The 12,674-nt window shown below is 72.9% G+C and carries 9 protein-coding genes; 6 read left to right on the plus strand and 3 right to left on the minus strand.

Annotation, left to right across the window (positions count from 1 at the left end; genetic code table 11):
• Positions 1 to 144 precede the first annotated feature (144 nt).
• Positions 145 to 1,554: a DNA repair protein RadA gene (gene radA / locus V4Y04_RS20770; protein ID WP_332429691.1), complete on the minus strand. Its 1,410-nt coding sequence runs from the start codon at positions 1,552 to 1,554 to the stop codon at positions 145 to 147.
• Between the two features lie 196 nt (positions 1,555 to 1,750).
• On the opposite strand from radA, the gene V4Y04_RS20775 reads away from it, so the two are divergent.
• Entirely contained in the window at positions 1,751 to 3,616 is a 1,866-nt protein-coding gene (locus V4Y04_RS20775) for a BACON domain-containing protein (RefSeq protein WP_332429692.1), read from the plus strand.
• A 95-nt stretch (positions 3,617 to 3,711) separates the two neighbouring features.
• Here V4Y04_RS20775 and V4Y04_RS20780 read toward each other — a convergent pair whose 3' ends face one another.
• Entirely contained in the window at positions 3,712 to 4,575 is an 864-nt protein-coding gene (locus tag V4Y04_RS20780) for a hypothetical protein (protein ID WP_332429693.1), read from the minus strand.
• Between the two features lie 95 nt (positions 4,576 to 4,670).
• On the opposite strand from V4Y04_RS20780, the gene V4Y04_RS20785 reads away from it, so the two are divergent.
• The 4 genes from V4Y04_RS20785 (at position 4,671) to ilvD (ending at position 9,595) form a co-directional block, all read left to right on the plus strand.
• On the plus strand, positions 4,671 to 5,603 hold the full coding sequence (locus V4Y04_RS20785) for a Ppx/GppA phosphatase family protein (protein ID WP_332429694.1): 933 nt from the start codon (positions 4,671 to 4,673) through the stop codon (positions 5,601 to 5,603).
• Positions 5,604 to 5,916: 313 nt separating this feature from the next.
• Complete coding sequence (locus tag V4Y04_RS20790; RefSeq protein WP_332429695.1) at positions 5,917 to 6,780, plus strand: sugar phosphate isomerase/epimerase family protein; 864 nt, start codon at positions 5,917 to 5,919, stop codon at positions 6,778 to 6,780.
• On the plus strand, positions 6,777 to 7,526 hold the full coding sequence (locus tag V4Y04_RS20795; RefSeq protein ID WP_332429696.1) for a TetR/AcrR family transcriptional regulator: 750 nt from the start codon (positions 6,777 to 6,779) through the stop codon (positions 7,524 to 7,526). Before V4Y04_RS20790 ends, V4Y04_RS20795 begins: the two co-directional genes overlap by 4 nt.
• 215 nt (positions 7,527 to 7,741) lie before the next feature.
• Positions 7,742 to 9,595: a dihydroxy-acid dehydratase gene (gene ilvD / locus V4Y04_RS20800; RefSeq protein ID WP_332429697.1), complete on the plus strand. Its 1,854-nt coding sequence runs from the start codon at positions 7,742 to 7,744 to the stop codon at positions 9,593 to 9,595.
• Positions 9,596 to 9,730: 135 nt separating this feature from the next.
• Here ilvD and V4Y04_RS20805 read toward each other — a convergent pair whose 3' ends face one another.
• Entirely contained in the window at positions 9,731 to 12,061 is a 2,331-nt protein-coding gene (locus V4Y04_RS20805) for a serine/threonine-protein kinase (RefSeq protein WP_332429698.1), read from the minus strand.
• A gap of 182 nt (positions 12,062 to 12,243) precedes the next feature.
• Between V4Y04_RS20805 and V4Y04_RS20810 the strand changes: the two genes are divergently transcribed.
• A complete protein-coding gene (locus tag V4Y04_RS20810) occupies positions 12,244 to 12,558 on the plus strand; it encodes an SH3 domain-containing protein (protein ID WP_332429699.1) in 315 nt (104 codons plus the stop codon).
• The last annotated feature ends 116 nt before the right edge of the window (positions 12,559 to 12,674 follow it).

Raw genomic sequence — 12,674 nt, forward strand, 5'->3', positions numbered from 1 at the left:
CTCGAGCAGGGGGACCCCCACCGCGTCGACTCCAACCTCCGCCTTGCAGCTGCGCGTGCCCGGCCCCGCTCCCTATCCGGCATGATTCGAACGGGAGACCCCGACGCACTCGGTTCGTACGGACGGGCGAGACCAGGGCAAAGTCTACCGGCGCTCCTCCTCGTCCCGTGGGGCGTCCCGGCGACGCGAACGCGGAAGGACGCGCAGAGCGTCCCCTATGTCCGCGACTTCCAGAACCTTCATCCCTGACGGGATTTTTCCCGGATCGCCCGGCACGAGCGCGTGGGTGAAGCCCAGGCGATACGCTTCGGAGAGCCTGCGCTGCACGCCCGTCACCCGCCTGACCTCGCCCGCGAGCCCGACCTCGCCGATCGCGACCAGGTTCTTGGGCAACGGGGTGTCGCTCGCCGCCGACGCGAGGGCGAGCGCGATCGCCAGATCCGCCGCCGGCTCGGAGAGCTTCACTCCGCCGACCGTCGCGGAGTAGATGTCCCGCTTGCCCAAGGCGCTGATGCGCCCACGCTGTTCCAGCACCGCGAGCATCATCGAGACACGCGAGGTCTCCAGCCCGGACGTGGTGCGGCGGGGGGAGGGGATCTGCGAGTCGACGGTGAGCGCCTGCACTTCGGCGACCAGCGGGCGGCGGCCCTCCAGCGTCACCGTCAGACAGGTGCCCGGCACCGGCTCCGCACGGCGGGTCAGGAACAGCCCGCTGGGGTCGGCCAGGCCCGTGATGCCCTCGTCGTGCAGTTCGAAGCAGCCGACCTCGTCCGTGGTGCCGTAGCGGTTCTTCACGCCGCGCACCAGGCGCAGGCGCGCGTGCCGGTCGCCCTCGAAGCTCAGGACGACGTCCACCAGGTGCTCCAGCAGGCGCGGCCCCGCGATCGAGCCGTCCTTGGTGACGTGGCCCACCAGCAGGGTGGCCATCCCGCGCTCCTTGGAGGCGCGGATCAGCGCGCCCGCCACCTCGCGCACCTGGGCCATGCCGCCCGGCGCGCCGTCGAGCTCCGGGGAGGCGATCGTCTGCACCGAGTCGAGGATCAGCAGGGACGGCTTCACCGCGTCCAGATGGCCGAGGACGGCGGACAGATCCGTCTCGGCGGCGAGGTACAGATGGTCGTCGATGGCGTGGATCCGGTCGGCGCGCAGCCGGACCTGGCTCGCCGACTCCTCGCCCGTGACATAGAGCGTGCGGTGCTCGTCGCTCGCCGCCTTGGCCGCGACGTCCAGCAGGAGCGTGGACTTGCCGACACCCGGCTCACCCGCGACGAGTACCACCGCGCCGGGGACGAGCCCACCGCCGAGCACCCGGTCCAGCTCGGGAACACCGGTGGAGCGGGCCGTGGCCTGACGGCCGTCGACCTGGCCGATGGGCACGGCGGAGGTGGTGACCCGCCCCGGCGCCGTCGTACGGACCGCGGGCACGCCGTACTCCTCGACCGTCCCCCAGGCCTGGCACTCGGGGCAGCGGCCGAGCCACTTGGCCGTCTGCCAGCCGCACTCGGTGCAGCGGTAGGACGGTCGGTCCTTGGTGGTCTTGGTACGGGCAGCCATGGTCGAAACGGTAGCGCCCGGCACTGACGGCCGGGCGCGCAGTGCCCGGTCACCGGTCCCGGCACCGGGCCGATTTCCCCTCCCCACCCGTGGAGCGAAGGGTTCTCACCCCCGATTGAGGGATCGTTTCACCCGTACGGATTAAAAGTGCGCAGGGCTCCGGGAGGGGCCGACTCCGGCCGCCTACGGTCGCCGAATGACGAGCAGTGGCCCGGAGATCCCGACCCGCACGACCGGCACGCACCGGGCGCACCGGGAGATGCGCGACCGGGGGGCCGCGCACACGCCGGCACACCGGCCGCCCACCTGCCACGAACCGTGTCTGGACGGCCTCTTCACCTACTGCCTGTCAGTGCTGTGCGACCACGACGCGGCGACCGCCGCCCTGGCCGACGTCCTCACCCTCGCGGAGCGCCGCGGCCGGCACCTCCCGGAAGCGTCCGGGGACCACAGGGCCTGGCTGTACGCGCTGGCCCGCTGGGCCTGTCTGCGCAAGCTGGCCGAGGCCCGGCAGAAACGCCAGGCCACCCATGCGGCGGGCCGGGCGGCCCGGCAGCGGGCGGCACGGACCGCCGCCGCCCCGGCCGTCTCCGAGGAGGTACGGGAGCAGCGCCGCCGTGAGCTGGCCCTGCTCGCCTGGCCGGAGGCCGCGGGCACCACGCCGGAGCAGCGCGAGGCGCTCGAACTCGCCGTCCGGCACCACCTCGGAGCCCACGAGGTCGCCGCCGTGCTCGGCATGGAACCGGACGCCGCCCGCGAACTGCTCGCCTCCGCCGCCTGCGAGGTCGAGCGCACCCGCGCGGCGCTCGCCGTCGTCGAGACCGGCGCCTGCCGGGGCGTGGCGCATCTCACCGGTGACAGCCGGCTCGTGCTCAGCAGCGCGCTGCGCCGCGAACTCGTCCGGCACGTCGACGACTGCCCGGGCTGCCGCCGCACCGCCGGGCGCGCCCTCCCCGGCCGCTGGCCCGGCACCGGCGTCACCCCCGACGCCCTGCACGTCCTTCCGGCTCCCGAAGCGGCCCTGCGCACCGCCCTGGCGCACCACCCACGCGCGCGCGGCGGCGCGCCCCGCTTCGACCGGCGCGGATTCCCGATGGATCCCAAGGACCGTGTCGCCCGCCGGAACCGGCTGCGCGCGGGTGCGGTCACGACGACCGTGGTCGCCACCGTCGTCGCCGCCCCCGTGCTCGCGCTGTACGCCGCCTACCGGAGCGCCCCCGTCGGCGAGGCCCGGGACGACCGGACGGCCTCCGCGCGGGAGACCGACATGCCCCTCGACCTCGCCGGCGGGGACCCGGGCGGCTACGAGAACACCGGCAACGCCGACACCCGGCCCGGGAGCCGCTCCGGCGAGGACGGCGGGCACGGCAGGGCGGACGTGTCCGTGGAGGTCGTCGAGGTCACCGGCGCAGGCCACAAGGGTGCCGCCGTGCTGGGTGTCACCGCCGGTCACAGCGGCGACACCACGCTGATCACGCTCACCGCGCGGGGCGCGGTGCCGGTCCGCTGGTCCGCGTCGACGGGAGCGCCCTGGCTCTACCTGAGCCAGGGCTCGGGGACGCTCCGGCCGGGGCAGTCACTGACGATCAGGGTGTACGTCGACCAGCTGCGCGAGCCGTCCGGCCGCTGGAGCGCGCGGGTGGCGGTCTCGCCCACCGGCGCCGTGGTGACCATCGACGGTCACGGCAACGCCCCCCTCCCGTCCTCCTCCGGTGCGTCCTCCTCCGGCGCGCCCCTTCCCGGTCGGTCCGGGGGGCCCGACCGTCCCGGCAGCCCGGCAACCTCGCACCCCGGTTCCCCGTCCACCCCGCCCCCGAACTCCGACGACCCGGGCGGGCCCCCGCCGTCGTCCCCCACCCCGGACCCGACGCCCACACCCACGTCACCGCCCCCGCCGGAGCCCGCTCCGAGCGATCCGCCCCGGTCGCCCGACCCGGAGCCCACAGATCCGGCCCCCGGTGGCCAGGCCGCCCCTGCCCAGCCGGCGTCCCCGCCCGCCGAGGACGGCGGCGGTGGCATCGGCGATGACATCCGCGGCGCCCTGAGCCCGTCCGTTTCGTGACTGCCGTGACTGCCGTGACTGCCGTGACTGCCGTGACTGAGGGGGCTGTCGGGACCCGAAACCGGTGATCCGGGTCCCGCGCACGGGGAGGCGGGTCAGGCGGGATCCGCCGGATGCGGTGCCAGCAGCGGGAGCTGCGAGGCGAGCCGCTCCTCGCACAGCTCGGCCAGCCGGGCGTAACCGGCCTTGCCCATCAGCTCGGTCAGCTCCGCCCGGTAGGACACGTACACGGGGTCGCCCGCGCCGTGCGCCGAGGTCGCCGACGTGCACCACCAGTGCAGGTCGTGACCGCCCGGGCCCCAGCCCCGGCGGTCGTACTCACCGATCGACACCTGCAGCACGCGCGTGTCGTCGGGCCGGTCGATCCAGTCGTAGGTCCGCCGGACCGGCAGCTGCCAGCACACGTCCGGCTTGGTCTCCAGCGGTTCGCGGCCCTCCCGCACGGCGAGGATGTGCAGCGAGCAGCCCATGCCGCCGGCGAAGCCCGGCCGGTTCTGGAAGATGCACGAGCCCTGGAAGGGGCGGGTCTGGCGGTCGCCGTCCTCGTCCTCGGAGACCCAGCCGCCCCGGATGCCCTCGTCGTGGTGCTGCCAGATGTCCGGCGTCAGTCTCGCCACATGCCCCGCGACCCGCTTCTCGTCGTCCTTGTCCGAGAAATGCGCCCCCAGGGTGCAGCACCCGTCGTCCGCGCGGCCCGCCTGGATGCCCTGGCAACCGCTGCCGAAGACACAGTTCCAGCGAGAGGTCAGCCATGTCAGATCGCAGCGGAACACCTGCTCCTCGTCCGCCGGGTCGGGGAACTCCACCCACGCCCGAGCGAAGTCGAGGCCCTTCTCGTCGTTCGGCGGCACCCGCGACGGACCGTCGACCGGCTTGGCACTCTTGGCCGGCTTGACACTCTTGGCCTGCTTGGTCGCTTTGTCCGTCTTCTCGGCCTTCGCCTTTTTCGTCTTTGGCACCCGTCCAGGGTAAGTCGCCCACATCACTGTCCCGTACCGGACCGACTGCTCCGGAGCGGACTTTTCGCCGCGTCACGCGCAGTAGCGTTCCGTACATGAGACTCGGTGTCCTCGACGTGGGTTCGAACACGGTGCATCTGCTGGTGGTCGACGCGCACCCCGGGGCGTGCCCGCTGCCCGCGCACTCGCACAAGGCGGAGCTGCGCCTGGCCGAGCTGCTGGACGCCGGCGGAGCGATCGGCCCCGGTGGGGCCGATCAGGTGATCCAGGTCGTCCACGAGGCGCTCCAGGCCGCCGAGGACAAGGGCGTCGAGGAGTTGCTGCCGTTCGCGACCTCGGCGGTGCGCGACGCCCGCAACTCGGGCGAGGTCCTCGAGCGTGTGCGTGCGGAGACCGGAGTCGAACTCCAGGTCCTCACCGGTGCCGAGGAGGCCCGGCTGACCTTCCTCGCCGCCCGCCGCTGGTTCGGCTGGTCGGCGGGGAAGCTGCTGGTCATCGACATCGGAGGCGGCTCCCTGGAGATAGCCTTCGGCATCGACGAGGAGCCCGACGCCGTGGTGTCGCTGCCGCTGGGCGCCGGCCGCCTCACCGGGACCCGGCTGCCCGGCGACCCGCCGGCGCCGGACGACGTGCGGGTGCTGCGCCGGCACGTCCGCGCGGAGATCGGCCGTACGGTCGGCGAGTTCAGCCGTCTCGGTCCGCCCGACCACGTGGTGGCCACCTCCAAGACCTTCAAGCAGCTCGCCCGCCTGGCGGGCGCCGCCCGTTCCACCGAGGGTCCGTACGTCCCGCGCGAGCTGAAGCACCAGTCCCTGGAGGGGTGGGTGTCGAGGCTGTCCGTGATGACCACCGCCGAGCGCGCCGCGCTGCCCGGCGTCTCCGAGTCGCGCGCCGGCCAGCTGGTCGCCGGGGCGCTGGTCGCGGAGGCCACGATGGACCTCTTCGGGGTGGAGTCCCTGGAGATCTGCCCATGGGCGTTGCGCGAGGGCGTCATCCTGCGCCGCCTGGACCACATGGGGCCCGCGTAGTCGCGCACCGCGACCGCCCGCCGCGCGGATGCGACCGCCCGTCGCGCGGGGACCACGAGCCGGGGGCGTGCGGGACGATGTGCCGATGCTGTGCGGGCTTCGGTGAGCCGGGCCGTGCGGGGATCACGAGCCGGGGCGGCGGGGCAGGTGTCCGGTTAGCTCGATCACACGGCGGCCTTCGGGCCGCGGGACCGCCGGACGGACGAAGCGTCCCGTGTCCTGTGCTCATGTGCTCACGGCCGGGGCGAACGCCTCCGGCCGAAGCCCGTCGTCCGCGTCCCACCCGTCGAACACAACCCGTACGCTGTCCCTCGTGGCAGATCCAGCGGTGCGCATCCCGGATGCGAAGGTCGCTCTGTCGACGGCCTCCGTCTATCCGGAGTCGACGGCGACGGCCTTCGAGATCGCCGCGCGCCTCGGGTACGACGGTGTCGAGGTCATGGTGTGGACCGATCCGGTCAGCCAGGACATCGAGGCGCTGCGCCGCCTCAGCGACTACCACCGCATCCCCGTCCTGGCCGTGCACGCCCCCTGCCTGCTCATCACGCAACGCGTGTGGTCCACCGACCCCTGGACCAAGCTCCAGCGGGCCCGTACCGCCGCCGAGAAGCTCGGCGCCGCCACGGTCGTCGTTCATCCGCCGTTCCGCTGGCAGCGCCAGTACGCCCGTGACTTCGTCGACGGAATCTGGCGGATGGCCGACGAGACGGATGTGCGGTTCGCCGTCGAGAACATGTACCCGTGGCGCTACCGCGACCGCGAGATGCTCGCCTACGCCCCCGACTGGGACGTCACCAAGGACGACTACCGCCACTTCACGATCGACCTCAGCCACGCCTCGACCGCCCGCACCGACACCCTGGGGATGCTCGACCGCATGGGTGACCGCCTCGGTCACGTCCACCTCGCCGACGGCCGGGGCTCGGCCAAGGACGAGCACCTCGTGCCCGGCCGCGGCGACCAGCCCTGCGCCGAGGTGCTGGAGCGCCTGGCCCTCAACGGTTTCGACGGCCATGTCGTCGTCGAGGTCAACACCCGCCGTGCCATGTCCGGTGCCGAGCGCGAGGCCGACCTGGCGGAGGCGCTGGCGTTCACCCGCCTGCACCTGGCGTCGGCGACCCCAGGTGCCCCCGGGTCCTCGACGGCGACCTCGGCGCTGCGGGCGCCACGCCGATGACCGGCGTCACCGTGCCCGGTGACCCGGACGCGTCTCCCGGCGGTCCGGGCATGACGTCCGGCGGTCCGGGCGCGACGTCCGGCGGTCCGGACGAGTCGGTCCCGGATGCGTCCGCCACGGCCCCGGACACGTCCCCCGGCCGCCCCGCCGCCGCACCCCGACGCCGTGGCCGGCCCTCGCGCACGGAGTCGGCCGGCACCCGGGACCGCATCCTGGACGCCGCCCGCGAGGAGTTCTCCGAACGCGGGTACGACAAGACATCCGTACGGGGCATCGCCAAGTCGGCCGGGGTCGACTCCGCGCTGGTGCACCACTACTTCGGTACCAAGGAGCAGGTGTTCGAGGCGGCCGTCGAGGTCGCCTTCGCCCCGGTGCTCAAGGGCAGGGAAGCCGTCCTCGACGCTCCGTTGGAGGAGGTCGGCGAGCGGATGACCCGGATGATCCTCGGCCTCTGGGAGAACCCGGTGACCCGGGCCCCGCTGCTCGCGATCGTCCGGTCCGCCGTGAACAACGAGATCGCCGCCGGTGTCTTCCGTCGCCTGGTCGCCGGCCAGCTGCTGCGCCGTATCGCGGGGCGGCTCGACCTGCCGGACGCCGAACTGCGCGCCGAGCTCGCCGCCGCCCAGCTGGTCGGAATCGCGATGATCCGGTACGTGATCAAGGTCGAACCGCTGGCCTCGGCGGACGCCGAGCAGATCGTCGAGCGGGTGGCGCCGGTCGTGCAGGGCCACCTCACCGGCCGCTGAAGCGCCGCGCCCCCACAGGTGCCGCGCCGCCCCCCCACAGGTACCGCGCCGCGCCCCCCCACGCGTACCGCGGGCCCCGCACCGCTCCCGCACTGAGATATGTATCCCGCATTCCGGACACCCCGTCCCGCCCCCTGGATGACGGGCGTACGCTCGACGGCAGTCAGGAATCTCTGACCCCGGCACCCCGAGAAGGTCTGAAGGAGCGAGCGACGATGCCCGAGCTGAGGTCCCGCACAGTCACCCATGGCCGCAACATGGCGGGCGCCCGCGCCCTGATGCGAGCCTCCGGTGTACCGGGTGCGGACATCGGCCGGAAGCCCATCATCGCCGTCGCCAACAGCTTCACGGAGTTCGTCCCCGGCCACACCCACCTCGCGCCGGTCGGCAGGATCGTCAGCGAGGCGGTCGTCGCGGCCGGCGGCATCCCGCGCGAGTTCAACACCATCGCCGTCGACGACGGCATCGCGATGGGCCACGGCGGCATGCTGTACTCCCTGCCCTCCCGCGACCTGATCGCGGACAGCGTGGAGTACATGGTCGAGGCCCACTGCGCGGACGCCCTGATCTGCATCTCCAACTGCGACAAGATCACCCCGGGCATGCTCAACGCCGCCCTGCGGCTGAACATCCCGACGGTCTTCGTCTCCGGCGGTCCCATGGAGGCCGGCCGGGCGACGCTGGTCGACGGCACGGTCCGCACGCTGGACCTGATCGACGCGATGGTGGACGCCGCCGACGACAGGATCTCCGACGCCGACGTCCTGCGCATCGAGGAGAACGCCTGTCCGACCTGCGGCTCCTGTTCCGGCATGTTCACCGCCAACTCGATGAACTGCCTCACCGAGGCCATCGGCCTGTCCCTCCCGGGCAACGGCTCGGTCCTCGCCACCCACACGGCCCGCAAGGCGCTCTACGAGAACGCCGCCCGCACGGTCATGGACATCACCCGCCGCTACTACGAGCAGGACGACGAGACGGTCCTGCCCCGCTCCATCGCCACCGTCGCCGCCTTCGAGAACGCGATGGCGCTGGACATCGCCATGGGCGGCTCCACCAACACGATCCTGCACCTGCTGGCCGCCGCCCAGGAGGCGGAGGTCCCCTTCGGCCTGAACGAGATCAACGCCCTCTCGCGCCGCGTGCCCTGCCTGGCGAAGGTCGCGCCGAACGTCGCCAAGAGCCGTACGTACTACATGGAGGACGTGCACCGCGCGGGCGGCATCCCCGCCCTGCTCGGCGAACTGCACCGCGCGGGCCTGCTGAACGAGGACGTGTACTCCGTCCACAGCCCGACCCTCGCCGACTGGCTGAAGACCTGGGACATCCGCGGCGGCTCCCCCTCCCCGGAGGCCGTGGAGATGTGGCACGCGGCCCCCGGCTGCGTGCGCTCCGCCGAGGCGTTCTCCCAGTCCGAGCGCTGGGACACCCTCGACGAGGACGCCGAGGGCGGCTGCATCCGCTCCGCCGAGCACGCCTACTCCAAGGACGGCGGTCTGGCGGTGCTGCGCGGCAACCTCGCCGTGGACGGCTGCGTCGTCAAGACGGCCGGCGTCGACGAGTCCATCTGGACCTTCGAGGGCCCGGCGGTCGTCTGTGAGTCGCAGGAAGAGGCCGTCGAGAAGATCCTCACCAAGCAGGTCAAGGAGGGCGATGTCGTCGTCATCCGCTACGAGGGCCCCAAGGGCGGCCCCGGCATGCAGGAGATGCTCTACCCGACGTCGTACCTGAAGAGCCGGGGCCTCGGAAAGGCCTGCGCCCTGATCACCGACGGACGCTTCTCCGGCGGTACGTCCGGCCTCTCCATCGGCCACGCCTCCCCGGAGGCGGCCTCGGGCGGCACCATCGCCCTGGTCGAGGAGGGCGACCGCATCCGCATCGACATCCCGAACCGCTCGATCGAGCTGCTGGTCGACGAGGCCGAGCTGGCCCGCCGCGAGGAGGCACTGGGCGGTGTGTACGCCCCGAAGAACCGTGAGCGCAAGGTCTCGGCGGCGCTGAAGGCGTACGCGGCGATGGCCACGAGCGCCGACAAGGGCGCGGTGCGGGACGTGTCGAAGCTGGGCTGAGCCGCCCGACGCCGACCCGGCCCTGACGCCGCCCCGACGCCCGACGCCGATGTCCGAGAGGCCACCGGACATCGGGCGTCGGGGCCGCTCACAGGACCCACGAGACCCACAGGACCCAGGGGGTTTCCGTGGGCCCTACCAGTCGGCCGGGTCGTGTCCGTCCACGGCGAAGACCGTGCCGTCGGGGGCGGTGGCGTAGACGTGGCCGTCGGCGATCACCGGATCCGGCAGGGTGGCGGCCACGCGGTCGGGGGTGCCGTCCATCCGGGGCGCCGTCTGCCCGGCCAGTCGCCCCTCCCGCGCGTGCACGGCGAGCAGCCGGCCGTCCGGCGCCGTGAAATAGACGTGCCGCTCGTCCGCGACCGGTGTGGACGAGCGGGCGATCCCGCTCTCCAGGCTCCACCGCTGCCGCAGCGCGGTCATGTCGACGGCCACCAGTCTGCCGCCGGTGCCCGTCAGGTAGGCGATGTCCCCGTGCACGGTGCCCCGCGCCTGGGCCAGCGGCACGGGCAGCGTCACCCGGCGTGTCTCCCCGCTGGCCGGTGTGTAGCGGATCAGGGCCTGCGTGGTGTCGTAGACCGGGTCGGCGGAAGCGAGGACGAGCGCCTCGCCCGTGCTGCCGACCGGCGTCAGCATCCCCTCCAGCCGGGCGTCCCACCGCACCGCACCGGACCGCGGATCGACCGCTGTGACCTGTGTGCTGGAACCGTCGTCCGACGTGCTCGCCACGTAGGCCAGCGGGTCCCCCGCGAACGTGCGGAAGTACAGGGTGTCGTGCCCCGGCACCCGCCCGCTCCACAACGCGTCGCCCGAGGCGCTGTCCACGCCGGTGACCGTGCCGTCGGCTCCGGTGAGCAGCAGCACGTCCCCGGTACCGGTCAGGCCGTTGTACTCGGCGTTCTCCTGCCGCCACCGCGGCTTCCCCGAGGCCGGGTCGAGGGCTTCCAGGCCGCCGGCCGGCTCCGGCGCGGGCTGCACGAGTCCGCCCGACACGACCGGCGGTCCGCTCGCCGCCGTCCCCGCGGCGGTGTGCCGCCACAGCAGGCCGCCGTCGTCGGGGTCGAGGGCGAACACCGACCCCGCCTGGGCGCACACCAGCAGATCAGCCCCGTACGAGCACTGCGGGTTGCCCGGCTTGCCCGACGGCGTCGCCTCCCACGCCCGGAACGCGTCCGGCGTGGTCCGGGCGCCTGAGGTGGTCTGCCGCACCGGGGGCTCGTCGCCGAGCAACTGGACGGAGAAGAGCGTGCCGAACACGGCGAGGGCGAGCGCTCCGCCCCCGAGCAGCGACCGTTTGCTGAGGGTCGGCCGCGCGGAACGCCGGGCCGCCGTCGGGCCGACGCGACGCCCGGGACTGGACGCGGTGCCGGGTTCGGGACCGTGAGCAGGTTCGGGAGCGGTTCCGGCGACGAGCTCGGCCGCATGGCCGGCTCCGGGCCGGTTCGCGGGCCCGGAGCCGATCCCGCCCTCCGCTTCGGGCACCCCCTGGTGGCCGGGCACGGCGCCCGCTGAGGCCGCTCCCGCTCCTGCCCTCGCCTCCGCTCCCGGGTCAGCCTCCGCTCCCGCCTCCGGGCCCGGGTCCGTCTCCGCTCCAGGCTCCGCCCGCTGTGCGGGGATGAAGGCCTGGGTGTCGTACGAGGCCGCGACGGACCGCAGTTCCCGCATCAACTCGTCGGGGGAGGGCCGGTCCTCGGGCTCCTTGGCCAGGCAGTTCAGCACCAGGGGGGCGAGGCCGTCCGGCACGCCGGTCAGATCGGGATCGTCGTGCACCACCTGGTAGGCGACCACGTACGGGCTGTCGGAGTCGAACGGTCCGCGTCCGGTGGCGGCGTGCACGAGGAGGGAGCCGAGCGCGAAGATGTCGGCGGAGGGGCCGACTTCACGGGGACGCCGGAACTGTTCGGGCGCCATGAAGGGCGGGGTGCCGATCAATTTGCCGGTCTCGGTCCGCAGTTCGCTGTCCTTTGGCCGAGAAATGCCGAAATCGATGACCTTCGGCCCGTCCTCGGCGAGCAGTACATTGCTGGGCTTCAGATCGCGGTGCACGACCCCGACCCGGTGGATGTCCCGCAGTCCCTCCGCCAGTCCGGCCATCAGCCTGCGCAACTGGGGCGGGGGCATGGGCCCGTTCCGCTTCACATGCTGGGCGAGCGTCGGGCCGGGTATGAACAGCGTGGCCATCCAGGGGCGTGCGGCCTCCGGATCGGCGTCGACGACCGGCGCGGTGAAGGCACCGCTCACCCGTCGCGCCGCCGCGACCTCCTGCCGGAAACGTCCCCTGAACTCGCGGTCCCGTGCGAGTTCGGCGTGCACGACCTTCACCGCGAGCTTCAGCCCGGACGTACTCCGGGCCAGATGCACCACGCCCATTCCGCCGGAGCCGAGGCATGACTCGAGACGGTAGTGACCGGCGTACTCGGGAAGTTCCGCTTCCGTGTCCGCTCCGATGTTCTGCTGTGGCGCCATGGGACCACCCCCGTGCTGTTCGTCCACGTGCGCGCCGCACAGACCCTAGTCGATGGGATGTACGGGACCGAGGAGGCATGGCCGTGCCGGTGTTCAAACAACGTACATGTGTGCGTGGCGGGATTTCAGGGTATGAAGGGGGCCCATGACAGACATGGGATGCACAACGGGGGAGGTTTTCCATGGCAGTTGGCCAGGTTGGAGAAGCGGAGGGCGCCGGCACGGCGGAGTCGGCAGCGGCGGCGGCCGTGCAGTACTACCCGGTCGCGCCGGGCCACCGGCTCAACGTCCGCAGCGGTCCGGGCACGAACTACGCGATCGTCCGCACCCTGCCGCTGGGCGCGCAGGTGCCGATCTTCTGCCAGCGTCCGGGCACGACCGTCACCGGCCCGTACGGCACGTCGAACATCTGGTGCAACATCGCCGGCGGCCAGTACGTCTCGGACACCTACGTGAAGACCGGCAGCGACGGCTACGTGGCCCCGCGCTGCAGCTGATCCCGACAGATCCCGACTGATCCCAACTGATTGCTGCTGATTGCCGCTGATCCAAGCCGATCGCAGCCGATCGCGGCCGATCCCAGCCGGTCGTGGCCGATCCCGTTCGGAGCCCG

It is taken from the genome of Streptomyces sp. P9-A2 (genome assembly GCF_036634175.1).
Classification (GTDB): Bacteria; Actinomycetota; Actinomycetes; order Streptomycetales; family Streptomycetaceae; genus Streptomyces; species Streptomyces pratens.